The organism is Marinobacter sp. LM1, from assembly GCF_042763285.1.
In the GTDB taxonomy this organism is placed as follows: domain Bacteria; phylum Pseudomonadota; class Gammaproteobacteria; order Pseudomonadales; family Oleiphilaceae; genus Marinobacter; species Marinobacter nauticus.
Genome location: NZ_CP114373.1, coordinates 1,165,034 through 1,190,465, shown reverse-complemented (window position 1 = coordinate 1,190,465; position 25,432 = coordinate 1,165,034). Strand labels below are relative to the sequence as shown.

Genomic DNA, 25,432 nt, shown 5'->3' with positions numbered 1-25,432 from the left:
CCCTGCCCGGCAGTTAAATGGGTTTACGGCCCTTTTCCTCGATCGAGTCAATGGCCTGTTTCAAAAGCTCATTGAACGCCTCAGGCCTTTCCAACATCGGGAAATGGCCAGCGTCCTCAATGTACATAAGCTGGTAATCATCAATGTGTTTTCTATTCTCTTCCACCGCTGTCGGCCACAACCTGGCGTTTATCGAGATGACGGGCACCCTGACTTCATCAAACGCAGTGGCCGCTTCGCCAGTGACGTATCGCTCCAGATAGTTTCGGAAAGTGTTCAAGGCAATGGCCTTTGGCGCAGAAGACATATCTTCTTTCACCCAGGCAACCAAGGGCTCATCGGCACCTTCAGGAAACATAGGTGCGACAAAATCCTTTACCGCCGTCGTAAAGTCAGCTTCAAAGGGCTGAGCCATTTCATCAACGACACTTTGGGGAATCCGCTCCGCAACGTTCTGTAAGGTATCAACCCCTATCACACCAACAACTCTGGCCGGCATCAATCTGGCTGCTTCGGCAATCACCGCACCGCCCATCGAATGCCCTACAAGAATGGCACGTTCAATGCGCTCTTGATCAACAATGGCCTTCACATCGTGAGCGAAAGCCACCATCGAATAATCAGAGCGGCCAACCGATGAGTGCCCATGGCCCGCCAGATCAACCGTAATCACCTGATAATCGCCGGCAAACGCCGGTATTTGTTGCTGCCAGTAACGTCCGTCACAACTCCAGCCGTGGATAAAAACCAGAGCCGTTTTTCCACCCCCGACCACGTCATAAGCGATTCGTTCTGAGTCAGAAGACAAGGCGACCTTGTGCCTGCCAGGTATCTGGTGAGAGGCACAGCCTGTCAGCAGGAGGAAAGACAACAAAACCAACACTATCGATTTATGCATAAACAATCCCTTTAGTTCATACAAGGCTGTTGTTAAGCGCCCGACGCGGGCATCCGGTTCACTGGATTGGAAAGCTCAGAAAAGCCAATGGCCTCAGGCCATCGGCTTGAAATCTGGCAACGAAGCCACACGCTTCAGCCATGCCAGAATCGCCGGATAGTCTGCCAGTTCAAAGCCGCCCTCGTGAGCTACGTGGGTGTAGGCATAAAGCGAGATGTCTGCCGTGGTCGCATGCTCCCCTGTGAGATAAGGCGTTTTCTGAAGCTGCTGCTCCATCACTCGCAACGCTTTGTGGCCGCCGGCTTGCTTCGACGCATATTCCTCAGCTCTGTCATCAGGCAGCCCAAGGTACTTATTGATGAAGCGGGCTACCGCGATATAGGGCTCATGGCTATATTGTTCGAAAAACTGCCACTGCAGGATACGCGCTTGAGCCAGCCCACCCTCGGGGTATAACGCCGATCCGCCTGCCAGGAAGTTGATAATGGCGTTGGACTCGGAAAGCGTCTCGCCCCCATCGAGTTCAAGCAAAGGTATTTTGCCATTCGAGTTCTTTCGCAAGAACTCGTCGGACCTGGTGTCGCCAGCCAGAATATCGACCTCAATCCACTCGTGGTCGATGTTCAGGAGGTTACACACCAGCTGAACTTTGTAGCAGTTGCCGGATTTGGCATCACCGTAAATTTTCATCTGCTCTCCCTACCGGGCCCCACCGGAGCACCCGATGTAAGCTCCAATCCGGAACGAACTACAATAACGTTTTAATTGACACGGAGGCAGGCCTCCAGCCTCTCTCTCCAGTGCGGCCTGCAGCGACTGGTAATTTTGCCGCCGAACCAAGCAAGCTTGCGCACCATATTGTCGCCTGCATGATGTAAGGCCAACTCCAGAGGAACTGTGCCATGCTCATTCGGAAGATTTGCATCGGCACCAGCCTCAAGCAGGTATTGCGCCAGGGACACATCATCGTTATGTATTGCTGCGCCAAGAGCTGACCCAGCTTGTGGGTCTTGATAATTAACATCAGCACCGGCTTCGATTCGCCCTTTGACCAGCTCCAGATTACCGTTGCGAACCGCAAAGATTAAAAGCTTGTCCAGTGTCAGTTCCATGATTGGGCCTGCGGGCATTGAGATAAGCAACGTGTCCTAGACGTTTCTCTTCCGTGACTTGTCAAACGTTCTATTTTTCCACTTTCCTATCAATCCATATCCACTAAGCCAAACACCCAAAACAAGAATAATCCCCACAAAAGCAAAGAATCGATCATCACCATCAGCCTGACTTACTATTGGATCGCCTCCGCGGAACGACAACTCTCCTGTCAGCAGCGCAAATCCCGCTATCAAGATTAAGACCACTCCTCCAGAGAGGCTCTTGCCGTATTCGCCAAGGCGTTTCGCTGTTCGCTGAGCTTCTATGAACTCGTCTCTTTGTTGTCCCTCATAGTCCTGGGCTCCAGTCAGTACCTCTTCATGCTCGGCTTTCGTTGCACGTGATATCCAAAATGGAGCCGCAAGAAAAACTCCAATAAATCCAAGGGGAATGAGCAAGACTAAAAGAAACTCCACCAGCACTCCTTATGACGTTTAATGCCGGTGCGTTGCGGCCCACCGCAGCGCAAGCGCAGGCACATCCGGCAACCGCCATTGGTTAAATGCTTGCATCCGCAAAAAATCAAGTATTGAAGGGAGGGCACAGTTCAATGTGTACCTCAACCAGAGCAAAATCGCCAAGGCTCTCTCCCGAGATCAGTGGCCGAAACGGAGGCGCTCTCTGAGGGAATGGGCTACAACAACTTGTTAACCATACTTGATGGCGAGCAAAGTTGCCGACACCGCCGCCGCAGCTAAAAACGGCGCTATGAGTATGAGTAAAGAGACTCGATACTCCTTTAGCGACATATAAATCCAATAGGCGGCAACAAAAAAGGAAGCCACCCCTACCCCGTGGGCCCACTTACCCGAAAACTCAGCGAGTCCCGTGCGCCCAGGTAGCGTCACATTGTCGAAATAGAATGCCACCGTACCGGCAACCAGGAACACGAAACTGAACAAACCATTAATGAATGACCAGCGCCGACGATAATAGCTAGCATCCCTGATGACGGGATCAAACTTCCACAATGTCCGGCTCTCCAGATTGTCAATGAGGTTAACGCTTGCGTAAACAGCATCCGATGGAAGGCTGTCGGGCCGGGAACGAAGTTAATGCACTGGTTAGAGCTGCCGAGGTCATACGAATCTGCGCCCCGGCCTCCATCTTCTGAATACCTGTAACACAGCAAATGCGACGACCCCAACCAATGCCACATTCAAAGATAGCTTGGCAAATGATACCCACGTCGGAAACTCCTGGGGAAGCATGACAGCAAAGGAGCGAGGAAATGAGGGTGGGTCTAGTTTCTCCACGCTCTGCCACACAAACGGAAAGGGGAAGCCATGAGGAACTTCGCCCATGCCAGATCGACCATTAACCTTTGACGGTATAAGCAAAGAAGCCATGACGACGACAACCGCTAAACACAAGCATCCGCCTATCTGCTTTGCCATGCCACCCCCTCCCTGCAGGCTGTAACAGCTTATTAAGCATTTATCTGGTGGACGAAGCCAGCTTCGTCTCTGACACCTACTCGGTTGCCATCAGGGTCGCTGATGTTGATAGTCCGACCCCACGAACTTTCCTGGATTTCAGCTTGGATACCCCATGCCCTTATTTCCGCAAGGGCCACCTCCAAATCCTCAACATTAAAGCGCAGTTTGAAGCTACCCTCTTTCGGTGACTTAACGCCATTCTTCGCCTTGCCTCCTTGCTCGACCATCAAATATCCATTCCCGTACTCGAGACACGCGAGCTTGAAGTCACCCTCCTTTTTCTCGAATAGCTGACGCAACCCAAAGAGGTCTCGATAGAACGCCACGCACTCCTCGAAGTTTTCCGTGTTAAGAATGATTCCGTAGCGGGCTATGTTCGTGTGCATAAGCCTTCCTTGTGCTTAACGCGAAAACGAAGCGGCGCGTTTCACGCGTTCGCCTTAAGTGACTTGTTAGGCCTTTGAAATGGCCTCCGTTTGAGGCTGGGGTGTGTCATGTGTATCGGGGTAAGTCCAAACCAAGCCGCCGTGGGTCCAGATACCGTGACATTAGGCTGAAACCTATGGATAAGGTATACCAAAACCTTCGCCTTACGGGAAACTTACACTTTCCTAATCAAAGTATAATTCCGTTTATTTTCAAATACTTAAAAATTACATGCATACGCTCACCTGAACGATAGCCGGACCATTCATTGTCACAGTTTTGTTTGTGTGCCACGTTAAAAACCGAAGGAACGCAGTAATCACAGCAAATTGGCATTGCTTTAATCGATGCCAATCTCCATGCACTGAAGTTCTGGCCTTCGGTCCTGCATCCAGGGATCTACTCAGGGGCCAACAATGAGGAGGATGCTATGAATAACGACATTTTGGAAGGCAACTGGAAACAGCTGAAAGGTAAGGTGCGCGAAAACTGGGGCAAATTAACCGACGATGACGTGGACCAAATCGGCGGTAAAAGAGAGCACTTTATCGGCAAGCTTCAGGAAAAGTACGGCATGAAGAGAGACGAAGCAGAGAAAGAATGGGACAAGCTCACTAACTAACCGTCGTTTTTACTCTTGAGCCCGGGCCGATGGTGTGACGTATGCCATCGGCCGCTCGCTGCTCCCCTCCCCCCTTCCAAAACTAAACTAAGCCCTCGCGGACGTTGAGATTGTGCATTGGCACAAGCGGGAATTTCCAACTCTGGGTGGACCTGATACGGGGTCAGGGTCATTGTGGCAGCGCGCCAAAATACGTCTGAAGCGGTTCTAAAACCCTCCGTGGAAGCGGTGTAGAACCCACACCGGGATTGAAAGAACCTCGTTTCGCCCGAGCCTATTGGCCGGTGAAACGACTATCCCCCAAGAACTGATATGCAGCGGAAGGAGGCAAACCATGGTAAACGCGAACGAATGGAAATCCGAGCGTGAACGCTATGATGCGGCATGGGCCAAGTACCAGAATGTGGCAGAACGGATTGATGCCAAATATGAAAGCCTGGACAGCGGTACCCAGGATCAGACGCCCGCGCAGGAGGATTTATCCGAATTGCAGGAAGCCTGGGAGGAACTTGAAAACGCTCGGCAGCGGCTAGGCGAATATATGAACGAATTTCACGAGCGGCATATGGCGCAAGGGAAGAGCATGTAAGGCCGCGTCAGTAGGCCAAAGCCACCCCGGTTTTACCAGGGGTGGCTTGTTCTGGCGTGAGAGTTATAAGTCAAGGTGCTCGATAATAGAGTCAGTCTCCTGTCGCACCAGGTCTTTGTCGATAGACTTCACCACCGCCGCCATACAGTCTTTGCTTAATTGGTGGCGCAGGACCCCCAGGAACTCCGGGGGCGCAATGAGAACGAGATTATCAAAGTGGCCTTCATGGCGGGCCTTTTCGAGTTGTTCGCTGAGTTGTGCGGCAAAACGCTGTTCCTCAGGGTCTTCAGAGGGTTCACGGTCATAGCTTTGGTAGCCGCCAACACGAGGCTGTAAACCAAATTGTGTAACTGCCCACGACTGAGTAATCTTTTCAAAAGGATACCATCGTGGGTACGCAATTGGACCAAGAAAAACTTAAAGCCATGGCCGCCGAGCTGGCCAAAGACATCAAGTCTGAAAAAGATCTCGGAGCCCTCACACAGCAGCTGGTCAAGCTCACCGTCGAGACCGCACTCAACGCCGAACTGGATGAGCATCTTGGATACGAGAAGCACGCTCTTGAAGGCCGTGGCACCGGCAACAGCCGTAACGGCTATTCTGCCAAGCGCCTGAAGGGCCAACACGGCGAAGTACCGATACATGCGTATTCCGGCCCATCGTGACCACCCATTCCGTTTGAACGTGACCGCCTGTTCCGGGCGATCGTGACCACTGATTCCGTTTTATCGTGACCGATTTCGGGTGCTTTTCCGGAATCGCCGGTCACGATGCCGGAATCACCGGTCACGTTCCTCCGGAATCACTGCCAACACGCTGGAATTCTTCAACTTAATCCGGCATACCTGTTTCTTTTTCATCACGAGGAAGGGCGGATGCCGGCAGCGAGGATTTCCATGCGACAGATCATCGAGGTCTTGCGCCTCAAGTACGAAGCGGGCCTAAGCCATGAGCGCATTGCCCGTGCCTGCGGGCTCTCCAAGGGCGTGGTCGGCAAGTATGTCAGCCTGGCCACTGCGCAGGGCATCACCTGGCCGTTGCCGGAAGGCACGGATGAAGTACGGTTAGAGGCCCTGCTGTTCCCGGCCAAGACACCCCCATCTCGATTTGCTGAACCCGACTACTTCCAGGTCCATCAGGAGCTGAAGACCAAGGGCGTCACCCTGCAACTGCTCTGGGCCGAATATGTGGAGCGCCACGGCGACAAGGCCCGCCGGTACAGCCAGTTCTGCCATCACTACCGGCTCTGGCGCGGCCGGCAGAGGCGCAGCATGCGCCAGGTCCACCGGGCCGGTGAGAAGATCTTTATCGACTACTGCGGTCCCACCGTGCCAGTGGTGGACCGCAGCACCGGTGAGATGCGCAAGGCCCAGGTCTTTGTGGCCGTGCTGGGCGCGTCCAGCTACACCTTCGCCGAGGCCACCTGGAGCCAGAGCCTGCCGGACTGGATCGCCTCCCACCAGCGGATGCTGGCGTTCTACGGCGGGGTAGCTGAGCTGTTGGTGCCCGACAATCTCAAGGCAGCGGTTACCAAGGCAGACCGATACACGCCTCAGATCAACGAGACCTACGCCGAACTGGCCGCCCACTACCAGACCGCCGTATTGCCAGCACGCCCTTACAAACCCAAGGATAAAGCGAAGGCCGAAGCCGCCGTGTTGCTGGTCGAGCGCTGGATACTGGCCCGGTTACGGCACCGGATGTTCTTCTCCCTGGCCGAACTGAATACGGCCATTGCGGATCTGTTACCGGCCCTGAATCAGCGCCCGTTCCAGGGACGCTCCGAGAGCCGCCAGAGCCTGTTCGAGGCACTGGATCGTCCAGCACTGAGGCCTCTGCCTGCAACACCTTACGTCTATGCCGAGTGGCGCAAGGCGCGACCCGGCATCGACTACCACATCGAGATCGACAAACGCCTGTACAGCGTGCCTCACGCCCTAGTGGGGGTGAAGCTAGATGTTCGGGTTACCGATACGTCCGTTGAGGTCATGCACAAAGGCCAGCGGGTGGCCCTGCACCCTCGGCATGGCAAGGGCCGCTTCGTCACCCTGACCGAGCACATGCCTAAGTCCCATCAGGCCCATCAGAACTGGTCGCCCGGGCGGTTCCTGAACTGGGCCACTGACATCGGTCCCGCCACGCTCGACGTGGTACAGCGACAGCTCAAGGATCGTCCGCATCCCGAGCATGGCTACCGGGCCTGCCTGGGGCTGTTGAACCTGAGTCGACGCTACAGCCGTGACCGCTTGGAGCAGGCCTGTAGCCGAGCACTGGCCATCAACTCGGCAAGCTACCAGAGCATCAGCTCGATCCTGAAGCAGGGTCTGGATCAGCTGCCTCTGCCACTGAACGAGGAAGAACCGGAACTGGCCGATCTGCCCGTTCACACCAACGTTCGCGGGTCCCGCTACTACCACTGATACCGGAGAAACTGATGTTGACTCAAAACACCCTCGACACCCTGCGCCAGCTCAAGTTGACAGGCATGTGCGATGCCTTGGAACAACAACGGGCACAGCCCGACACCCACGACCTGGCGTTCGAGGAACGCCTGGCCTTACTGATCGACCGGGAGGTGCTGCACCGGGAAAACCGCCGATTAGAGCGGCTGCTGAAGGCAGCCCGGTTGCGAGTGCCTGCCTGCGTGGAAGACATCGATTACCGCCATCCACGGGGGCTGGAACGCTCCCGCATGGCGGGCCTGGCCAGCTGTGACTGGATCCGCCAATCCCTGAACCTGTGCATCACCGGCCCGACCGGTTGTGGCAAGACCTGGCTGGCGTGCGCCCTGGGCAACCAGGCCTGCCGGCAGGGGCTCTCGGTTCGCTACTTGCGAGTGCCGCGCCTGTTCGATCAGGTGCGCATCGCCCACGGCGATGGCAGCTACGCGCGGCTGATGAACCAGTTGCTGAAGACCGACCTGCTGATCCTGGACGACTGGGGCATGCAGAAGGTAACCGCGCAACAACGACAGGATCTGATGGAAGTGATTGAAGACCGGCACGGGCGAGGCTCAACGCTCATCGCCAGCCAGTTACCAACCGAACACTGGCACGACTACATCGGCTCCGCCACGCTCGCCGACGCCATTCTGGACAGGCTCCTGCACGGCGCTCACCGACTCAATCTGAAGGGGGAATCACTGCGAAAAGCGAAAGCACAAAACACGGAATCGGTTGACCCATCGTGACCGCTCAGAGTACAAAACTAGCTCCAGCGTGATGGCCGTGTGCGAATCGGTCACGATCCCCGGAATGACCGGTCACGTTCGCCGGAATACGCAATACAGGCTCCTCGGGACCGGGACGGTTCCTTCGAGCCTCAGTTCGTCCGTAAAGGCCAGTCCCGCCTGACTCAGATGGATGACCAGATCCTAGCGCTTTACGCCAAGGGCCTGAGCACCCGAGACATCGTAGACGCCTTCAAGGAAATGTACGACGCCGACATCTCGGCGACTCTGGTGTCCAAGGTGACGGAGCGTGTGATCGATCAGGTTCACGAGTGGCAGAATCGCCCTGTTGATCCGATCTACCCCATCGTCTATCTGGACTGTATCGTTCTGAAAATTCGTCAGGACAAGAGGGTCATCAACAAGTCCCTATACCTGGCCCTGGGTATCAACATGGAGGGCCAGAAAGAGTTACTGGGCCTCTGGCTGGCCGAAACCGAGGGTGCGAAGTTCTGGCTATCGGTACTGACGGAACTGAAGAACCGTGGTTTGGAGGACATCTTGATCGCCTGTGTGGATGGCCTCAAAGGGTTCCCGGATGCCATTGCCGCTGAGTACCCCCAAACCAAGGTGCAACTGTGCATCGTGCACATGGTTCGCAATTCGCTGCGCTACGTGTCCTGGAAGGACTACAAGGCTGTGACGGCCGATCTGAAGCAGATCTATCAGTCCGCCACGGAACATGAAGCCCGGCAGGCACTGGCGGCCTTTGGAGAGCGCTGGGACAGCCAATACCCACAGATCTCTCGTTCCTGGCAAAGCCACTGGGAGAACCTGATCACCATCTTCGAGTACCCGCCGGCGATCCGGAAAGTGATCTACACCACCAATGCTATTGAGTCACTGAACAGTGTCATCCGCAAAGCCACCAAGCGCCGGAAGCTGTTCCCAAGTGATGACTCGGCCCTGAAAGTGGCCTTCCTGGCGATCCAGCAGGCCTCAAAGAAATGGACCATGCCGATCCGTGATTGGAAGCCGGCATTGAATCGCTTTATTATCGAGTTCGGTGACCGCCTGGACGGCCACCTGTAATGGGGTGGGCAGTTACACAGATTTATTTACAGGCTCGCCAACACCACCATGATCGCTTCCCGGCCGGTCAGAATAGCGTTCCGAGTCTTTTTCGCGGCCCTTTTCATGCTCTTTGGTCACAACCTCATTTAGCACTTCTACAGGCGTGACCGCCTGGAAAAGCCTGGCTCGGGAACTATCTGCCACCAATACGTAAAGTGTTTCCTGCGCGAGCGGCTTGTCAGCGTCTTGGTTCATGGCTTTGCCCTCGTAGTCTGTGTGATTTCACCCTTCAAAGTAGCAGTCATCCTGATGGCGTCAAAATAGGGCAATTCCGTGATGGTGGCAGGCCACGGTTTACTAGACGCTTGATAGTGTTGTGAAGTACTGCCTTTCGAAGTCCACCGGTTGACGAAGATCGAGACCCACCAACTTTGACAGAAAGCCACACCAGAAACGCTATCAGTACAAGGGCAAAAGCGAGGGGAGCAACAACACTTTCCAAAACAGTACCGGCATTTAAATCAATCACATGCCAGAGGCCGAACAACACAGCTGTATAGATAACAACCACTTCATACGCCTATCCTTAGAGTCTGCTTTCCGTAACTTTTTTCGCTTACAGCAGGGGCGCGACGTCAATGCCGCTCCTTACCTGTACTTGTATTGATGGCATCAAGGAAAGCTCTGAAGCCCGGGTGCTTTCTGGAGAAAATTAGTCCACGTACAGACCTGCCCGAAAAAAGAATATACCTCCCCAGCGGAGATCGATCCTTGAATACCACCTTATAACAACCACGGAAAAATTGTGGATTGTGCTTCACAGACTGAATTTTGCTGAGTGGAATCTCCACAAAACCCTTTCCTCGCTTGACCTTAATCGCCTGCTCCGAGAAATATACCTCTTTAACCTTCCAAAAATAGACAGGAAAAAACCAGATTCCGACCAGGAAAAAGACCGAGAGCAACCAGTGCCCGTTGATCAGAGCCAATGAGATGGGAAACCATAAGCAAGCCATCAAGACTATAACCCGCGATGGCTCCCTATCAGATATGCGATCCATTTTAATCAAATCCTAGGCACGTAGATGCACAACGCCGCCAGCATGCGCGGCTTTGGAAGAGAGGCGAAGCCGCAATGCAGTTAGGTGTCGCTGTGCCTGCGCGTTATGTGGGGCTTCAAGAATTGACACCATAGTATGAAGCAACTCGCTTTGAGCGATTAAAATAAGAGGAACAGACCACATAATAAATAATACCAAATAGGATCGGTGCTGGCTTTTCACTAACGTAACCTCGCATATATAAATAATATATAAGCATGATCGCTACAAAACTCAGCGCCAGAACCACCAATACTCCTACCCCCCAATTAATACCATTGAATACCCGAAAACAACGAAGCCAGCCACCATATCCAAGGCCAGACTCCTTGCTTTCAAATTCGCTAGTAGTTTGCATAGAGTTTCCCATAATGCCACTGGTAATGGGCGCCGACGGAGCGCATTGTAGTTGGCGTCCCGTTGACCACTTGCTAGCTTTTCTTTCGTTTTTTCTTAGGTTTCTTATAAACCTTATATTCCGGATATTTATCGATTTTCATTCTTATTGAGTCAAGCAAAGCGTGAAGCCTTGCATTAACTTCGAGTTCGTCATTAACCTCAACCGCAGTCCCATTTGATTGGGAAATCAGCAAGTCGTAAAAACCATACCCCATTCCACTCCTGAACATTTCTCGGACGGAAGCAGCGTCTCGACTGGTGTAGACTCTCGGTACGGAATATTCGACTTTGTACTTTTTGAACAACCGGTTTAGAGAGTCAATTTCTTCATTTAAGTCCATTTGCAATTCGCTAGCTAACGCCACCAGCATGCGAGTCTACGAAATGGAGGCGAAGCCCCAATGTAGTAGGCGTCGCCGTGACTGGCCTGGTTATGAGCTTTACTCGAGGCCGTAATCATCGGTGAATAGGTCCATTTTGCTGGTTACGTATTCCATAATCTCGTCGTATTTTGCTTCTCCTATCTTTCCGGCAACCACAAAACAAAAGAGGTATGAGGCAACATAATGGAACTTGTACTGATCCTTTGACCTTTCATCACATGCCCAGTCTCTTTGTACCTGCTCATCATTCTGATCCAGCATTTCCTGAACGAGAGCATCATTTTTTATGTTGTTTCTTTTGGAATAGATCAGCGGCGCAATCATATAGAGATTCTGGGCTGGGATTTCACCAATCCTTGCCGCTTCGATGGCCTCTGCCAGTGAGATTTCTGCTTCCTTAAGCCACTTTTTCATGTCTATCTGCAACCCTCATGGCTCATAACGCCGACGTTTAGCGGCGCTCATACAGCGCAGCGAAATGGACGTCCGATGTAGGGCCGAAGGCCCGAAACGAACTACAACAACTGGTTATGCGCTATAACTGTCGCTTCTTCAGATGCCGCCAAATTCCCCATGCAATGATCGACGACAGGATGATCGTGCCCGGTGGAACCACTACGAGCAACAGAATACCTAAACCCATGTCATCTACTAATTCCGCCCGCGTGGATGCCCCAGTCGCCCACATTTCGTAGAGCACAACAGCCTCGGCCAACGCATTCCAGAACACGATCGCGCTTACCATGGTGCCAATTATTGTAAAAATAACGCGTCTATTCATGGACATAACGCCGATGATAAGCGGCCCGACAGGGGCGTCTGGTGGAGGCCGCCAAACCGGAACGAACTTAATCGATTTGTTATAACCTACCCGAACAGTGCCACGTTGATCATAGGCTTAATGTATACACGGACACCATAAGGCATTGGTTGCTCCCCGTCATAGCGCGAACCAAAACACTTTGACGCGGCAAACTCCAAATACTCGCCAGTAGAATCAAGCCTGCGTGCTATACCAGGGCAATCGGTAACCCGCATGGAGAAAATTGGCTTCTCAATGCCTAAGGAGGGTCTGATTAACGCCTGATTTATCGCTGAATCGCTTTTCAACTCGAAAAAAAGCCATTCAAGCGCGATTTTGGCGTTATCACCCTCTGTTTTGTTCGATTTTTGCCTATTTCCCGCCGTTTTGGCGGAAAACAGGCGAACTGACCCTACGACAGCAGGTATTTTTCACCCATCAGCAGGTTGCTGAACGCAGCCAGCAAGTGCAATCGGTTACTGTTTTTGGCCAAGCCGCGATAGCGAACGTTGCTATAGCCAAAGACCTGCTTGATGTACCGGAATGGGTGTTCCACTTTGGCCCGGGCGCTGGCTTTGAGCTTCTCGGCCTTTAGCTTTCGGTCGTCCAGTTTTTTACGAGAACCGGGGCGCTTGGCAATGAACCAGGATACATTTTGGCGATCTTTATGCTCATCCCGCTTTTGAATGCCAAGATAACCGGCATCACCGAACACGCGCAGCTCGTCACCGTGAAGAAGGTTGCCGGCGGACACGATGTCGTGGACATTGGCAGCGGTGGTATCGATGCTGTGGATCAAGCCGAGCGTATCGTCCACGCCGATATGCATCTTCATGCCAAAGTACCACTGGTTGCCTTTTCTGGTTTGTCGCATCTCAGGGTCGCGCTGGCCGCTTTCATTCTTCGTGGAGCTTGGTGCAGAAATGATGGAAGCATCCACAATGCTGCCTTCACGCAGCATCAAACCATTTTTCTCCAGGTGCTTGTTCACCTCTTTGAACAACACCTTGCCAAGGCCATGGCGCTCCAGGAAATGACGAAACTTGAGAATGGTGGTTTCGTCCGGCAATCGGTCCAGCTTCAGGCCGGCGAACTGGCGCATGGATTCGATCTCATACAATGCGTCTTCCATGGCAGGATCACTGAGGTTATAGAACAATTGCATGCAGTGGACTCGCAGCATGGTCGGCAGCGGATACGGTGGCCGGCCAGTCTGGCCCTTGGGGTAATATAGGGCTACCTTCTTCTCCAACTGCTTCCACGGAATCAGCTTGTCCATCCGTTCCAGAAAAATCTCGCGGCGGGTTTTACGCTTCTTGGTCTGGTACTCGGCTTCGGAGAAGGTGATCTGATCCATGGTGGCAACGAATCCTGTGCAGTTGACGATGACCGTATTATCGCTGATTTTGAGACTTATTCAGAGCCTCCCTAATGATCGCATTTCAAACCAAACATCAGCGTCATATTGGTAAATAGTTACAGTAAGCTCAATTCCATGCCTCTGGACTACGTACCTATGCCAAATACCGTCGTGCTCCACTTCCGGAAGTACCTCAAGTACGGATAGCACATCTGCCTCATCCCAGACCAGCACCGAATCTCCTTGGGCTATAACGCCGCCAACATGCGCGGCTACGAAATGGAGGCGAAGCCGCAATGTAGTAGGCGTCGCCGTGCTTGGCCTTGTTAACGACCTCCCTTATCAAACCACCGAACCTCACTAAAACGTTCTCTGTTATTAATCAAATATGCTTCAATAGCTTCCAAAAGCTCCTGAGAAACTTGAGGATTTATCTTTCCCATTTTATCGAACCCCATCGTACCACCAGAAAAACCTTCACCGTCAGGTGACAAATTGAGGCCAATAGAATTAAACCCAGCCTCCATCGGTAAATCCAATGCATTAATTCGCCCTTCTTGCCTCTGGGCAGTAATTATTGGGAAAGGGTCCATCGCCACACGTTCTCCCGTTTCAACCAACTCACCATATGGCCCTAAATTATTGGCTATTACAGGAACATCCCAACAAAACTCGGCAGGAGTTTCCTCTGGCACAGCAATATGAAGTAGCCCTACGACCGGAAATCCATCCCTCAGCAAACCTGATGCCTGCTTAAAGCCCATTGAATTTACATTTCTGGAGGGCTTTGCAATGGTAGGACGCAGTACTTTTACTTCAATGGCAACCGATCGCTCAAAATGATATCGGTAATCATTAAATGGTATAAGAAGAAGATCAATATCTCCCGGCTTCTGCTCCGGGTCTAATCCTAGGTGGGCGCGGGGCACATTTACAGATACCAGCACATCATTAGCAAACTGATGCTCTGGGTATGGAAATGCAGAATTAAGAGCAAAGCTGACGGAGTTTGCCAAAGCAGTCCTATTAGCGACAATACGCTTTATTATTTCCTCCTCAGACCTCAGCCACATTGCATTCTTCACCATATATTAGTTAACGACGGATGTTAAGCGGCACTGGCGCCAGCCAGGGTCCGACTTAACGTGTGGTTATACGGACCGTCCTGAAAGACTCTCATACTCCACCCTACTCACAGACCACTCCACACTCTGCAGACATCCCTGGGAAGTTATCAGGCCAGTAGTCAGCGGGGGCACCGAAGATGCGAAGGCACGGAACAAAGGCGACCACGATTGCCGATTGATCCGCCTTCCCTCAAGAGCCAAGCCAGACGGATCAAGCGCGACTTATCCGTCTGGCTTGGCTCTTGAGGGTAGCAGGGAGAGCGTTCAACGGCGATCCGCTCTATTTGTTTTCTTGCACCGGGTTTCAAAACCCGAAAAAGACTGTTTATATATACAGTATATTCGGGTAACCTTCCGAGAAAAGGCAAGAAAACCCTATGCAATCAACCCACCGCTATAACACTGAAGCATTTAATGGTCGTGCGCAGCATGGCCTTTAAATGTGGGTTGGACTAAGCCGCTGCCACTAATGCCAGCACACAATGTATAAGGGTAAAGTAAATTTTGAACGGATACCGGGATGGCGGTTCAGGCCCGCAAAGGTACTCTGCGGAAGTGCGTATCGTCCTGATGGTCCCCATAAAATGCCTCATCCCTGGGTGATTTGGATCAGCCTACCCCTCTGTTTCTTTCATTGCCAGCCTCAGCCCGAGTCACAACCCAGCTCCTCAGGAACTGTAGCGCCCACGGGAAGCCGCCAGGGAAAGCGGCTAACCCGTCACTCTACCCACGGTTTTAAACCGGGGAATCTGCCGAACCATATGAACCACACCGTCCTCGCATCGAGGGCACGGCCAGCTGCGTTGGGACTCCGAGCCATTCTTGACTTCAACATCGACCTCGGGTGGCTTTTGAAGGGCCTGACGAATGGCCGTCAGCTTGCGACGTCGGGTTCGGTTACTCAGATAACCAAAGTGACGAATCCGCATAAAGCCCTTGGGCAGGATATGCATGAGGAACCGTCGAACAAATTCCGCCCCTTCCAGTTGCAGGCTCTTCTGGCGCCCTCCTTCCCGGTAGTCCACATAGCGGATCATGATTCTGCCGCCGTCCTGCGACAACAAACGACCGTTACTGATAGCAATGCGGTGGGTGTAGCGAGCCAGGTAATCCACCACCGTCTCCGCCTGATTCAGACAAGGGCGGGCGTAAACCACCCAATCCTGCTGCATCACTTTTTTGAGTACGTCGTCGATGGCTTGAGGCTCCGTGAGTCTGTGCAATTCGCCGGTTCTGACCGATCGTCTGAGGGACGATACCATGCGGCCGCGAAAGCGGCGGGACAAGGCCCTGACGGGGAACAGATATTGATGTTTAGCCTCATGCCATTCTCCGGCCTCTGTGAGCACCCCGCCCGGAATCAGGCAATGCACGTGAACGTGGCGACTCAGATTCTGCCCCCAGGTATGGAGCACGGCTGTCATGCCCAACTCACCCTGCAAGTGTTTGGTTTTATGGCCAAACTGACTGAGCGTATTCCAAACTGACTCAAACAGGCGACGGTAAACCACTTCCGGGTGCACCTGAACCCAGCCATTCAGGGCGTGGGGCACGGTGAACACCAGGTGGAAGTAGGGTACCGGCAGTAGCGATCGACGCTGGCGCTCACACCACTGTTGGCTAGCCCGACTCTGGCATTGCGGACAATGCCGGTCCCGGCAACCGTAGTAATGCACGGTTCGTGCTTTGCAGTGATCACAACGCATTTCCATACCGCCCATCCGGGCTGTGCGGCAATCCATCAGTCGGCTGCACACCTTGCGACGGTGGCGGTCCAATGAGTCGGTCGAGAGGAACTGGGTCAGTGCCGACTGGACCGTAACTGAACCGGCCATCACGCACCTCCCAGATCCGCGATCAAGTCCGCAGGCGAACGGTTTTGTGAGGATATTCCCGGCAACCAGTGCAGGTAGCGCTCCGTGGTGCGCAGATCACTGTGCCCAAGATATTTCTGTAACTCGTTGAGCGGTACACCATGTTCCAGCTGATGGGTCGCATAGGCGTGGCGCAGTGCGTGTATCCCTCCGCGTCTTTGCACGCCGCTGAGTCGCTTGGAGTGACGATAAACCTTCTGGGCCGTGGTGGCGGTCAGGTGCTGACCAACCAGTACTTCACTCGGAAACAGCCAGAGTACGGGGCGGCCAAGGCACCAATACGCTCGTAATACATCGAGTAGCACGTCAGTCAGGGGCACCATGCGATCCTTACCGCCCTTGCCCTGATGGATGTGAAGCAGGTGGCGCTCCCCGTCGATGTTCTTCACTTGCAATGCCACGGCTTCACTCACTCGCAAGCCGCAGCCATACGTGATCAACAGCAAGGCCCGATGCTTGGGGTTCTTGGTGGCTCCCACTATCCTTGCAACGTCCTGACGAGTCAGTAACTCAGGAATGCGCTGTGGTCGCTTGGGCAGCACCAGGTTCACGTCGAAGTCTGCCCAATGCAGCACCTGCAGATACAAAAACCGAATGCCATGCAGGTAAAGCCGACAACTGGCCGGCGCCAGGGAACGTTCCTGGACGAGGTAATTAAAGTAGGTCTGCAGATCCCCGACCTCCAACTGGTCCGGGGATCGACGATAATATCGAGCCAGATCCGCGACTACATAGAGATAACTTTTTTGGGTCTGCGGGGAAAAACCATGCTGACGCATGGTCTGGATCATAGCCTGACGTAAGGGGGTCATGGCGGCATCTCCTCTTTGAAAAGCCCACTTGGGCCATTCAAAAGTATCCTCCAATCACCTCCATTCCGGGGAGATTCTCAGTATCACCGCTACCGCGGAGCGGTTTAGTTCAACAGCTAATTATACGAACCCGTTCGTATAACACACATTCGTATAACTCCAAAAATCTCGGCCCTAACAAACCTCAGCTTCACCAATAAAATCAGCAAATTACCTGAATCCACCACGGCTACCGCCGGAGTTATACGCCCGCGTTCGAGCCACCCCTGCTCCAGATTGGGGGCGTATAACTCCGCACGCCCCGATATTCCTTTTCAAACTTATCAGAAGGTTAGCAACATTTCCCGGTACCTTCCCGGAGTTTTGCGAACGCGTTCGTATAACTCCGGGCTTTATGTTGTTTCTGGCTGGTTTGGCATGGGGGAATCCTGCAATACTTGGGCTTTACCCTCGCTGAAAGAGACTCCTTTATGCACGCGCCTTTCTGGCTGACTACGGCTTTGCTGTTTCCGGTGTTGCTCTATCAGGGCAAGCGCACCCGGCGGGTGACGCCACGGCTGCCAGAGGCTACTGGGGATTGCGCAGGCCAGTACGGGGAGGGAGAGCCCCTTTTTCGGTTACTGGTGCTGGGCGAGTCCACTGCGGCGGGCGTGGGGGTTGAAAGCCACGCCCAGGGTCTGGCAAGCCAGTTGGCGTTGCAGTTACATCAACGCACCGGGCTCTGTATTGGCTGGTCTACCTTTGGGGTGAATGGTATTCGGCTGGGTGCGCTGCTTGATGCGCTGGGCTCCGCCGACTTGCCACCGGCAGATGCAGTATTACTGAGCATGGGGGTAAACGACACTACCGGTTTCACTCCACGGTTCCGGTTTCGCCGGCAACTGATTCAGCTCCGCGAAACCCTGGCAACCCGGTATCAGGCGCCCATTACGTTGCTCAGCGTGCCGCCCATGGACAAATTCTCGGCCTTGCCGGCACCCCTGCGCCAGGTTATGGGATGGCGGGCGCGGCAGTTGGACAGGGTGTATCAGGTGCTTGCGGCAAGGAACCCGGACGATTTCCGGTATCTGGGTTACCCCACGGTGTCAGACCCTGCCCTGCTCGCCCGGGACGGCTACCACCCGAGCGACAAGGGCTACCGCGCTATCGCGCAGGCGTTGGCCGAACAGGACTGGGGGCTGCCGCCCCCGTAACTCATCCCAGGTTCTTGCGCATGAATTTCTGCAGCTCGCCCACAATCCCGCTGCGGAAGGCCAGTACCGTCAGCACAAAGATGCCGCCGAGGATCGGGTCTACCCAGTCGCGCAGGGGCCCCTGGGATAGCTGGTATTCAATGTTCACCACAAAGGTGGCGCCCACCACCGGCCCAAGCAGCGTACCCATGCCGCCCACCAGGGTCATCAGGATGACCTCGCCCGACATATGCCAGTGGGCATCATTGAGAGACGCCAGCTGGAACACCACGGATTTCATGGAGCCGGCCAGGCCCGCCAGCGCGGCGGAGATCACAAAGGCCAGGATCTTGTAGCGATCCACGTTATAACCCAGCGAGACCGCCCGCGGTTCGTTCTGCTTGATGGCTTTCAGGATCTGCCCGTACGGGCTGCTGACAATGCGCTGCACCAGCAGGTAACAGGCGATAAACACCACCAGCACGAAGTAGTACATGTTGAGGTTGTCTTCGAGATTGATCAGACCAAACAGCTCGCCCCGGGGGATGCCGTGCATGCCGTCTTCGCCGCCGGTGAATTCCGACTGCACAAAGAAGAAGAACACCAGCTGTGCCAATGCCAGGGTCACCATGGCAAAGTAGATGCCTTGCCGGCGGATCGACAGTAACGCAAAGGCCAGTCCCAACAAGGTGGCCGTGGCGGTACCGGCAATGATGCCCATCTCGGTGGTCAGGCCGGAGAAATTACTGAGCAGGTAGCCCGTGGTGTAACCTCCGGTGGCCAGGAAGGCCGCATGGCCGAAGGACAGCAGGCCGGTAAAGCCGAACAGCAGGTTAAAGGCCACCGCAAACAAGGCAAAACACAGAATCTTCATCAGGAAGACCGGGTACATCACGAAGGGCGCGGCCAGCAGCAACAGCAGCAGCACGCCGTTCACCATCAGTTTCTTGCGGTCCTGGATCTTTTGCTGCTCGACAATGGCTTTGTGGATATCGGCAGGATTAACAGGCTGGTTCATGATTATGCCTCCTTACCGAACAGGCCGGTGGGTCGGATCATCAGCACCAGGACCATCACCAGGAAGATAACGGCCGAAGACGCCGGCGGGTAAAACGTTTTGGTGAGGCCTTCGATCACGCCCATCAGGATGCCCGTGATTATGGCCCCGCCAATGGAGCCCATGCCCCCGATCACCACCACCGCAAAGACCACGATGAGAATGTTGGACCCCATCACCGGAGTTACCGAATAAATGGGTGCCGCCAGCACACCGGCGAAAGCCGCCAGCATGACGCCGAATCCGTAGGTCAGGCTCACCAGCAAGGGTACGTTAATGCCGAAGCCCTGCATGAGCTGTGAGTCTTCTGTGCCTGCCCGGAGGTAGGAGCCCAGTTTGGTTTTCTCGATGATGAACCAGGTGCCAAAACACACCAGCAGGGCCACCACGATCACCCAGGCCCGGTAGTACGGCAGGAACATGAAGCCGAGGTTGATGCCGCCTTTGAACAAATCCGGCATGGAATATCGAAGCCCGGACACGCCGTAGATATTGGTGAGCACGCCCTGGATGATCAGGGCCACCCCGAAGGTGAGCAGCAGGCTGTAGATATGATCCTGGCCGGCAATGCGCCGGAGCAGGAAGTATTCGATGAGCATACCGAAAGCGCCAACCAGTACGGGAGCGACGAAGAGCGCGACCCAGTAATTGACGCCCAGCAGGTCAAACAGAACCACGGTGACCAGAGCACCGAGCATGTACATGGCGCCATGGGCGAAGTTGATGATCTTCAGCAGACCGAAGATAACCGCGAGGCCAAGGCTTAACAGGGCGTAGAAGGCGCCGTTGATAATCCCGATCAGCAGCTGGCCAGACAGCACAGCAAGGGGGACGCCGAAAATCATGGTCATGTTGCTAACTCCACAAGCAGCGCAGACGTTGTTTTTGTTGGGGTGTTCGTCCGGGCGGGTACCCGGCGCCGGTCGCGCTTAGAGACCGGGCACCGGGTAATTCCCCGTTGCTTAGTTCACCAGCTTGCACTTGCTCTCAGAGAGCGGGCGGTAGGCTTCATCCGCCGGAATCGTCCGCAGGATCTTGTACAGATCCCATTCATTCTTGGACTCCGCCGGGGTTTTCACTTCCGCCAGGTACATGTCATGCACCATACGGCCGTCTACCCGGATTTTGCCGTTCTTGGCAAACATGTCGTTGATGGGTGTATCCATCATCTGCTTGCGCACGGTCTGGGCATCATCCGAGCCGGTGGCAGCCACCGCATTCAGGTATTGCATGGTGCTGGAGTAAATGCCGGCATGAACCATGGTCGGGCGTACGCCGGTTTCTTTCATGAAGCGATCAGACCACTCGCGGGTTTCGTCGTTCATGTCCCAGTACCAGCCGGTCGTCAGTTGGATGCCTTGCGCGGTTTCCGCACCGAGGGCATGGACGTCGGTAAGGAACAACAGCAACGCCGCCAGTGTCTGGCCCGCCTGGGTTACCCCGAACTCACTGGCGGTGGTGATGGCGTTGGTGGTGTCCGCACCGGCATTCGCCAGGCCGACCACATCCGCTCCCGAGGCCTGGGCCTGGAGGATGAACGAAGAGAAATCCTGGGTCGGGAACGGATGGCGCACGCTGCCCACAATCTCGCCGCCGTTGGCCTCAACCACGCGGGTAACGTCGGCTTCCAGAGCGTGGCCGAAGGCGTAGTCGGCGGTCAGCAGATACCAGGTCTTGCCGCCTTCTTTCACCACAGCGCTGGCCGTACCATTGGCCAGCGGATAGGTGTCGTACACATAGTGAATGTGGTTGGGTGTGCAGTGTTCGTTGGTGATGCTGGAAGCCGCCGAACCGGAAATGATGCCCAGCCGGTCGTTCTCTTCCAGGATCTTGCTCACGGCGATGGACACCGAGGAAGCCACCATACCGGCCACCAGATCCACCTTGTCGTTTTCCACCCAGCGGCGAACGGTGCTGGAGGAGGTGTCCGGGCTGTTGCGGTCGTCAGCACTTACCACTTCAATCTTGGCACCATTGACGGTGCCGCCAAAATCCTTGATCGCCATTTCCAGGGCAGTCAGGCCATTGGGGCCGGCCAGGTCTCGATAGGTACCGGACATATCGGCCAGGTAGCCAATTTTTACGGTGTTGTCCGAGATTGCCGCCTGGGCACCACTGGCCATCAGAGCTGATGCAACGGCTGAGGTCAGAAGCTTTTTCATCATTGTCATTGTTGTTTCTCCGCTACTGTCTTGCGTTGGTTCGGGTTGTTGTTGCTCTTATTACTCTCGTTCTATCCGGGGTCAGACCCCCAAATAGCCATCCAGCACCGACTGTTTGGCACTCAGTTCGTTGGCGCTGATTTCTTCCACAATCTGGCCGTGCTCCACCACGTAATGTCGGTCGGCCAACGGCGCGGCAAAGTGGAAATTCTGCTCCACCAGAACAATGGTCAGGCCCTTGTTCTTCAGGGCTATCAGGACTTCCCCCAGTTTCTCCACGATCACCGGGGCCAGGCCTTCGGTGATTTCATCCAGCAACAGCATGTTGGCGCCGGTGCGCAGAATGCGGGCCATGGCCAGCATCTGCTGTTCGCCACCAGAGAGCTTGGTGCCCTGGCTGAAGCGGCGTTCATAGAGGTTGGGGAACATGGTGTAGATTTCTTCCAGGCTCATGCCACCGCTGCGCACCACCGGCGGCAGGGTGAGGTTTTCCTGCACGCTGAGGGAGGAAAAAATGCCCCGATGTTCGGGGCAATACCCGACACCCAACCTGGCGATATGATGAGGCGCGCACTGCATGGTTTCTTCGCCGTTGATCATGATGGAGCCGGTGCGCCGGCCCACCATGTTCATGATGGCTTTCAGCGTGGTGCTGCGCCCGGCGCCATTTCGGCCGAGCAGTGTGACCAGTTCGCCCCGCTGAACCACCATGTCGATGCCGTGCAGAATGTGGGATTCGCCATAGAATGCGTGCAGGCCGGAAATGCGCAGCTGCTCGTATTCGCGGTCCGGATTCTTGCTCATTGGGCCGCCTCCACATTTTCGCTGGCGGCGGCCTGTGACCCCCGCTCGCCACTGCCATCACTGCCCATATACACCTCGCGCACACGCGGGTCGGCGGAGACCGTCTGGTAATCGCCTTCCGTCAAGACTGCACCCTGGGCGAGTACGGTGATGCGGTCGCACAGTTTGCTGACCACGCTCAGGTTGTGCTCCACCATCAGTACCGTCCGGCCCTGTGCGGCCTTGCGCACCAGTTCCACTACGCGGTCAACGTCTTCCGAGCCCATGCCCTGGGTGGGTTCGTCCAGTAGCAACAGCTGGGGTTCCATGGCCAGGGTGGTGGCCAGCTCCAGCGCCCGTTTGCGGCCATACGCCAGCTCTACCGTGGTGGTATTGGCGAACTCGGCCAGGCCGACGGACTCCAACAGCTCCATGCAGCGCTCGTTGAGCTTGTGCAGGGAGTTGCCGGATTTCCAGAAGCTGTAGGAGGAGCCCTCTGCGGTTTGCAGGGCCACGCGAATGTTTTCCAGCGCGGTCATGTGGGGAAACACGGCAGAGATCTGGAAGGAGCGAACAATGCCTTTACGGGCAATGGCGGCGGATTTCAGGGGAGTGATGTCTTCGCCGCGGTACAGAATCTGCCCGCGGGTGGGAATCAGGAACTTGGTCAACAGGTTGAATACGGTGGTCTTGCCGGCACCGTTGGGGCCGATCAGGGCGTGGATATCCCCCTGACGGATCTGGAGGTTGACGTCGTTAACGGCAACAAACCCCTTGAATTCCTTGACCAGGTTACGGGTCTCGAGAACGTACTGTTCACTCATGAGCCACTTCACCTTTTGTTATTGTTGTATTTCGCAACTAGCACACAGATTAGATTTACGTGCACGTAAACGTCAAGAACTAATTTTGATATTTCTCGGGCGGTATGGAATAGGTCATGGTGGAGTGTGCCACCGGGTCTTCCATGCCATCGGAATAGACGAAAACCTCGCCCACGCCCATGGTGCGCCCCACCTTCAACAGGGTCGCCCGTGCCCGTATCGGCGCATGTGCCACCGGCTTGCGAAGGAAGTTGATATTCAGGTTCGTCGTCACCGCCAACGGCACCAGGCCAATCCGGCTGAGCAAGGCTGCGTACATGGTGACATCCGCCAGCGCCATCATCGCAGGCCCGGATACGGTCCCGCCCGGGCGCAGGTGATCATCCTCCACGGCCAGGGTCATTTCCGCCCAGCCGTCACCCAGTGCCTCCAGGGAGCCGTATGCGGCCCCCTGGGGGAACTGAACCTCGAGGAAGTCTTTCAGCTCCTCGAAGGTCACTTTCATGCCGGCACCTCATCCTGGGCCCGGTTGCGCAGCACGAAGCGCTGGATCTTGCCACTGGGCGTTTTCGGCAGTTCATCCACGAATTCGATCTCACGCGGATAGGCGTGGGTGGACAGACGACGGCGAACCAGTTCCTGCAACTCCTCCTTGAGCGCCTGGTCGTCCACCGGCTCCTGGCCAGCTTTGATCACAACATAGGCTTTGATGATCGAGCCGCGCTTTTCATCGGGCTTGGCCACGACACCGGATTCGGCAACAGCGGCGTGTTCCAGCAAGGTACTTTCGACATCGGCCGGCCCCACGCGGTAGCCTGCGGTGGTGATGATGTCATCGTCCCGGCCACTGAAAGAATAGCCACCATCGCCATGGCAGATCACCATGTCACCGGTCAGGTAGTAGCCATTCACGAACGGGTCTTTCTCACCCCAGGTGTAGCCATCGAAATGGAACAGTGGCGAGGCTTTGATATCCACCGCCAACTGGCCAATCTCGCCGGCCCCCACCTCTTCGTTTTTCTCGTTCAGCGCCACCACGCGATGCCCGGGCGATGAGTACCCCATAGAGCCCTGGCGAATGGTGTGCTCCAGGCCATGGAAGTTGCAGCAGGTCATACCGGTTTCTGTCTGGCCATAATGATCCTTGACCGGGCAGAAGTGCCGGCGGGCAATCCAGTTCACCACTTCCGGGTTCAGCGGTTCACCCGCACTGCTGCACACCCGCAGCCCCAGATTCTCCCCTTCCGGCAAGACCTGATCGTTGGCTTTCAACAGCCGATACGCCGTGGGCGCCGCCGCCAGGTTGGTGATCTTGTACTTGCGGATCATGTCGTAGGTGGATTCGGGGGTGAACGGGTTGGGGTTGAAATGCGTGGCGTGGCCCATTAACAGCGGGCCCGTAACGGCGTAGTACAGACCATAGGCCCAGCCGGGGTCAGCCACATTCCAGAACACATCGTCGTCGCGCAGTTCAATGGCGTACTTCATGTACACATAGAATGCCAACAGGGCTTTGGCGGGCACGGCCACGCCTTTCGCTTTGCCGACGGTACCGGAGGTGAACATCTGCAGGAACGGATCGCTGCCGGTGATCATCACCGGCTCACACTGGTCTGACTGCTGGTCCAGCACCTGCTGGAAGTCTGCAACGTCCTCGCCCGTGGCGGCGGCGTTCACGCACAACACCGGCGGGCAGTTGTTGACGTCATTGAGCTTGGGATAGTTGTCAGGATCGGTGACCACCAGTTTGGTGCCGGCTTTTTCCAGGCGGTATTCAATGGCCCCGGAGCCAAACGCTGTAAACAGCGGCTGGTAAACCGCACCCAGGCGCAAGGTGCCGGCAATCACGATCAGGAGTTCCGGGCCCCGTGGCAGCAGGCCGGCTACCCGGTCACCCTTTTTGACACCATGAGACTTCAGATAGTTGGCAAAGCGGGCCGAGGCTGCTTTCAGCTCTGCGAAGGTAAGCACGCCATCACCACCACCCACTTTCTCGTAAAACAGCGCAACCTTTTGCGGGTCGGAAGCCCATTTATCACAGATTTCGTGGCAGACGTTCAGGCCACTGTCCAGGCGCCCGTCCAGGATTTCCGCTTCCAGTGCGGCCGCATCAAAGTTGTCATACACCTCGTTGTAGTGCGGTAGGCTCATCGTACACTCCATTTGTTGTCGTTGTTGGTTGCACAAGATTTAGTCAGGTTTAGC

The 25,432-nt window shown here is 55.1% G+C and carries 28 protein-coding genes and 2 pseudogenes; 7 read left to right on the top strand and 23 right to left on the bottom strand.

Annotated features, from left to right (window positions below; genetic code table 11):
- Window positions 1–13: 13 nt before the first annotated feature.
- The 6 genes from OZ656_RS05560 to OZ656_RS05535 form a co-directional block, all read right to left on the bottom strand.
- Window positions 14–922 (bottom strand): alpha/beta fold hydrolase, encoded by a 909-nt coding sequence (locus OZ656_RS05560; RefSeq protein WP_303293376.1) that lies wholly within the window; start codon window positions 920–922, stop codon window positions 14–16.
- A 69-nt stretch (window positions 923–991) separates the two neighbouring features.
- On the bottom strand, window positions 992–1,588 hold the full coding sequence (locus tag OZ656_RS05555; RefSeq protein ID WP_303293375.1) for a glutathione S-transferase family protein: 597 nt from the start codon (window positions 1,586–1,588) through the stop codon (window positions 992–994).
- Between the two features lie 71 nt (window positions 1,589–1,659).
- Complete coding sequence (locus OZ656_RS05550; protein ID WP_278350158.1) at window positions 1,660–2,010, bottom strand: ankyrin repeat domain-containing protein; 351 nt, start codon at window positions 2,008–2,010, stop codon at window positions 1,660–1,662.
- A 36-nt stretch (window positions 2,011–2,046) separates the two neighbouring features.
- Window positions 2,047–2,469 (bottom strand): hypothetical protein, encoded by a 423-nt coding sequence (locus OZ656_RS05545; RefSeq protein WP_278350159.1) that lies wholly within the window; start codon window positions 2,467–2,469, stop codon window positions 2,047–2,049.
- Window positions 2,470–2,700: 231 nt separating this feature from the next.
- The gene (locus tag OZ656_RS05540; RefSeq protein ID WP_206851226.1) at window positions 2,701–3,024 is read right to left on the bottom strand and encodes a hypothetical protein; all 324 of its coding nucleotides are present in this window, start codon (window positions 3,022–3,024) and stop codon (window positions 2,701–2,703) included.
- Window positions 3,025–3,482: 458 nt separating this feature from the next.
- Complete coding sequence (locus OZ656_RS05535; RefSeq protein ID WP_278350160.1) at window positions 3,483–3,878, bottom strand: VOC family protein; 396 nt, start codon at window positions 3,876–3,878, stop codon at window positions 3,483–3,485.
- Window positions 3,879–4,348: 470 nt separating this feature from the next.
- Here OZ656_RS05535 and OZ656_RS05530 point away from each other — a divergent pair, with 470 nt between their 5' ends.
- Window positions 4,349–4,540: a CsbD family protein gene (locus tag OZ656_RS05530; RefSeq protein WP_113878835.1), complete on the top strand. Its 192-nt coding sequence runs from the start codon at window positions 4,349–4,351 to the stop codon at window positions 4,538–4,540.
- Window positions 4,541–4,874: 334 nt separating this feature from the next.
- Window positions 4,875–5,129 carry a hypothetical protein gene (locus tag OZ656_RS05525; protein WP_022990995.1) on the top strand — a complete coding sequence of 85 codons (255 nt, stop codon included), beginning with the start codon at window positions 4,875–4,877 and terminating at the stop codon, window positions 5,127–5,129.
- Window positions 5,130–5,192: 63 nt separating this feature from the next.
- Here the strand turns inward: OZ656_RS05525 and OZ656_RS05520 are convergent, their stop codons facing one another.
- Complete coding sequence (locus tag OZ656_RS05520) at window positions 5,193–5,498, bottom strand: host attachment protein (protein ID WP_379945203.1); 306 nt, start codon at window positions 5,496–5,498, stop codon at window positions 5,193–5,195.
- 32 nt (window positions 5,499–5,530) lie between these two features.
- Here OZ656_RS05520 and OZ656_RS05515 point away from each other — a divergent pair.
- The 4 genes and pseudogenes from OZ656_RS05515 to OZ656_RS05500 form a co-directional block, all read left to right on the top strand.
- Window positions 5,531–5,776 (top strand): annotated as a pseudogene (locus OZ656_RS05515) (transposase); the annotation flags it as partial.
- Window positions 5,777–6,025: 249 nt separating this feature from the next.
- Complete coding sequence (istA, locus tag OZ656_RS05510; RefSeq protein WP_375172572.1) at window positions 6,026–7,549, top strand: IS21 family transposase; 1,524 nt, start codon at window positions 6,026–6,028, stop codon at window positions 7,547–7,549.
- 14 nt (window positions 7,550–7,563) lie between these two features.
- Window positions 7,564–8,319 (top strand): IS21-like element helper ATPase IstB, encoded by a 756-nt coding sequence (istB, locus tag OZ656_RS05505; RefSeq protein ID WP_375172571.1) that lies wholly within the window; start codon window positions 7,564–7,566, stop codon window positions 8,317–8,319.
- Between the two features lie 93 nt (window positions 8,320–8,412).
- Window positions 8,413–9,390: pseudogene (locus OZ656_RS05500) on the top strand (IS256 family transposase); the annotation flags it as partial.
- Between the two features lie 12 nt (window positions 9,391–9,402).
- On the opposite strand, the gene OZ656_RS05495 reads toward OZ656_RS05500, so the two are convergent.
- From OZ656_RS05495 to OZ656_RS05455, 9 genes are all read right to left on the bottom strand, one after another.
- A complete protein-coding gene (locus tag OZ656_RS05495) occupies window positions 9,403–9,627 on the bottom strand; it encodes a host attachment protein (RefSeq protein WP_379945040.1) in 225 nt (74 codons plus the stop codon).
- 921 nt (window positions 9,628–10,548) lie between these two features.
- A complete protein-coding gene (locus tag OZ656_RS05490; protein WP_379945038.1) occupies window positions 10,549–10,830 on the bottom strand; it encodes a hypothetical protein in 282 nt (93 codons plus the stop codon).
- A gap of 73 nt (window positions 10,831–10,903) precedes the next feature.
- Window positions 10,904–11,242, bottom strand: coding sequence for a hypothetical protein (locus OZ656_RS05485; RefSeq protein ID WP_379945036.1), 339 nt, complete (start codon window positions 11,240–11,242; stop codon window positions 10,904–10,906).
- Window positions 11,243–11,311: 69 nt separating this feature from the next.
- Entirely contained in the window at window positions 11,312–11,668 is a 357-nt protein-coding gene (locus OZ656_RS05480; RefSeq protein ID WP_379945035.1) for a hypothetical protein, read from the bottom strand.
- A 121-nt stretch (window positions 11,669–11,789) separates the two neighbouring features.
- A complete protein-coding gene (locus tag OZ656_RS05475; protein WP_158011873.1) occupies window positions 11,790–12,035 on the bottom strand; it encodes a hypothetical protein in 246 nt (81 codons plus the stop codon).
- A gap of 433 nt (window positions 12,036–12,468) precedes the next feature.
- Entirely contained in the window at window positions 12,469–13,413 is a 945-nt protein-coding gene (locus OZ656_RS05470) for an IS5 family transposase (RefSeq protein ID WP_303293872.1), read from the bottom strand.
- 329 nt (window positions 13,414–13,742) lie between these two features.
- Window positions 13,743–14,432: a hypothetical protein gene (locus OZ656_RS05465; RefSeq protein WP_303293868.1), complete on the bottom strand. Its 690-nt coding sequence runs from the start codon at window positions 14,430–14,432 to the stop codon at window positions 13,743–13,745.
- Window positions 14,433–15,253: 821 nt separating this feature from the next.
- On the bottom strand, window positions 15,254–16,378 hold the full coding sequence (locus OZ656_RS05460) for an IS91 family transposase (RefSeq protein ID WP_153739831.1): 1,125 nt from the start codon (window positions 16,376–16,378) through the stop codon (window positions 15,254–15,256).
- A complete protein-coding gene (locus tag OZ656_RS05455; protein ID WP_153739832.1) occupies window positions 16,378–17,229 on the bottom strand; it encodes a site-specific integrase in 852 nt (283 codons plus the stop codon). The genes OZ656_RS05460 and OZ656_RS05455 overlap by 1 nt, the downstream gene beginning before the upstream one ends.
- A 470-nt stretch (window positions 17,230–17,699) precedes the next feature.
- Here OZ656_RS05455 and OZ656_RS05450 point away from each other — a divergent pair, with 470 nt between their 5' ends.
- Window positions 17,700–18,422, top strand: a complete 723-nt coding sequence (locus OZ656_RS05450) for an SGNH/GDSL hydrolase family protein (protein ID WP_278349872.1) — start codon at window positions 17,700–17,702, stop codon at window positions 18,420–18,422.
- A 1-nt stretch (window position 18,423) separates the two neighbouring features.
- Here the strand turns inward: OZ656_RS05450 and OZ656_RS05445 are convergent, their stop codons facing one another.
- The 7 genes from OZ656_RS05445 to OZ656_RS05415 form a co-directional block, all read right to left on the bottom strand.
- A complete protein-coding gene (locus OZ656_RS05445) occupies window positions 18,424–19,419 on the bottom strand; it encodes a branched-chain amino acid ABC transporter permease (RefSeq protein WP_113878808.1) in 996 nt (331 codons plus the stop codon).
- Window positions 19,420–19,421: 2 nt separating this feature from the next.
- A complete protein-coding gene (locus OZ656_RS05440; protein ID WP_106762237.1) occupies window positions 19,422–20,309 on the bottom strand; it encodes a branched-chain amino acid ABC transporter permease in 888 nt (295 codons plus the stop codon).
- Between the two features lie 111 nt (window positions 20,310–20,420).
- Entirely contained in the window at window positions 20,421–21,629 is a 1,209-nt protein-coding gene (locus OZ656_RS05435) for an ABC transporter substrate-binding protein (protein ID WP_014420872.1), read from the bottom strand.
- 72 nt (window positions 21,630–21,701) lie between these two features.
- A complete protein-coding gene (locus OZ656_RS05430) occupies window positions 21,702–22,424 on the bottom strand; it encodes an ABC transporter ATP-binding protein (protein WP_014420871.1) in 723 nt (240 codons plus the stop codon).
- Window positions 22,421–23,227 carry an ABC transporter ATP-binding protein gene (locus OZ656_RS05425; RefSeq protein ID WP_014420870.1) on the bottom strand — a complete coding sequence of 269 codons (807 nt, stop codon included), beginning with the start codon at window positions 23,225–23,227 and terminating at the stop codon, window positions 22,421–22,423. The genes OZ656_RS05430 and OZ656_RS05425 overlap by 4 nt, the downstream gene beginning before the upstream one ends.
- A gap of 79 nt (window positions 23,228–23,306) precedes the next feature.
- Window positions 23,307–23,732, bottom strand: coding sequence for a PaaI family thioesterase (locus OZ656_RS05420; protein WP_022993499.1), 426 nt, complete (start codon window positions 23,730–23,732; stop codon window positions 23,307–23,309).
- The gene (locus OZ656_RS05415) at window positions 23,729–25,378 is read right to left on the bottom strand and encodes an AMP-binding protein (RefSeq protein WP_113878807.1); all 1,650 of its coding nucleotides are present in this window, start codon (window positions 25,376–25,378) and stop codon (window positions 23,729–23,731) included. Before OZ656_RS05415 ends, OZ656_RS05420 begins: the two co-directional genes overlap by 4 nt.
- Window positions 25,379–25,432: the final 54 nt, after the last annotated feature.

Bases quoted from the DNA above. Each gene is read 5' to 3' on its own strand.
- OZ656_RS05445 (WP_113878808.1), bottom strand. From the start codon at position 19,419: ATGAACCAGCCTGTTAATCCTGCCGATATCCACAAAGCCATTGTCGAG.
- OZ656_RS05475 (WP_158011873.1), bottom strand. From the start codon at position 12,035: ATGAATAGACGCGTTATTTTTACAATAATTGGCACCATGGTAAGCGCG.
- OZ656_RS05435 (WP_014420872.1), bottom strand. From the start codon at position 21,629: ATGACAATGATGAAAAAGCTTCTGACCTCAGCCGTTGCATCAGCTCTG.
- OZ656_RS05485 (WP_379945036.1), bottom strand. From the start codon at position 11,242: ATGCTGGTGGCGTTAGCTAGCGAATTGCAAATGGACTTAAATGAAGAA.
- OZ656_RS05420 (WP_022993499.1), bottom strand. From the start codon at position 23,732: ATGAAAGTGACCTTCGAGGAGCTGAAAGACTTCCTCGAGGTTCAGTTC.
- istB (WP_375172571.1), top strand. From the start codon at position 7,564: ATGTTGACTCAAAACACCCTCGACACCCTGCGCCAGCTCAAGTTGACA.
- OZ656_RS05490 (WP_379945038.1), bottom strand. From the start codon at position 10,830: ATGCAAACTACTAGCGAATTTGAAAGCAAGGAGTCTGGCCTTGGATAT.
- istA (WP_375172572.1), top strand. From the start codon at position 6,026: ATGCGACAGATCATCGAGGTCTTGCGCCTCAAGTACGAAGCGGGCCTA.
- OZ656_RS05480 (WP_379945035.1), bottom strand. From the start codon at position 11,668: ATGAAAAAGTGGCTTAAGGAAGCAGAAATCTCACTGGCAGAGGCCATC.
- OZ656_RS05450 (WP_278349872.1), top strand. From the start codon at position 17,700: ATGCACGCGCCTTTCTGGCTGACTACGGCTTTGCTGTTTCCGGTGTTG.
- OZ656_RS05430 (WP_014420871.1), bottom strand. From the start codon at position 22,424: ATGAGCAAGAATCCGGACCGCGAATACGAGCAGCTGCGCATTTCCGGC.
- OZ656_RS05415 (WP_113878807.1), bottom strand. From the start codon at position 25,378: ATGAGCCTACCGCACTACAACGAGGTGTATGACAACTTTGATGCGGCC.
- OZ656_RS05535 (WP_278350160.1), bottom strand. From the start codon at position 3,878: ATGCACACGAACATAGCCCGCTACGGAATCATTCTTAACACGGAAAAC.
- OZ656_RS05460 (WP_153739831.1), bottom strand. From the start codon at position 16,378: ATGGCCGGTTCAGTTACGGTCCAGTCGGCACTGACCCAGTTCCTCTCG.
- OZ656_RS05455 (WP_153739832.1), bottom strand. From the start codon at position 17,229: ATGACCCCCTTACGTCAGGCTATGATCCAGACCATGCGTCAGCATGGT.
- OZ656_RS05555 (WP_303293375.1), bottom strand. From the start codon at position 1,588: ATGAAAATTTACGGTGATGCCAAATCCGGCAACTGCTACAAAGTTCAG.
- OZ656_RS05440 (WP_106762237.1), bottom strand. From the start codon at position 20,309: ATGACCATGATTTTCGGCGTCCCCCTTGCTGTGCTGTCTGGCCAGCTG.
- OZ656_RS05550 (WP_278350158.1), bottom strand. From the start codon at position 2,010: ATGGAACTGACACTGGACAAGCTTTTAATCTTTGCGGTTCGCAACGGT.
- OZ656_RS05525 (WP_022990995.1), top strand. From the start codon at position 4,875: ATGGTAAACGCGAACGAATGGAAATCCGAGCGTGAACGCTATGATGCG.
- OZ656_RS05425 (WP_014420870.1), bottom strand. From the start codon at position 23,227: ATGAGTGAACAGTACGTTCTCGAGACCCGTAACCTGGTCAAGGAATTC.
- OZ656_RS05495 (WP_379945040.1), bottom strand. From the start codon at position 9,627: ATGAACCAAGACGCTGACAAGCCGCTCGCGCAGGAAACACTTTACGTA.
- OZ656_RS05530 (WP_113878835.1), top strand. From the start codon at position 4,349: ATGAATAACGACATTTTGGAAGGCAACTGGAAACAGCTGAAAGGTAAG.
- OZ656_RS05470 (WP_303293872.1), bottom strand. From the start codon at position 13,413: ATGGATCAGATCACCTTCTCCGAAGCCGAGTACCAGACCAAGAAGCGT.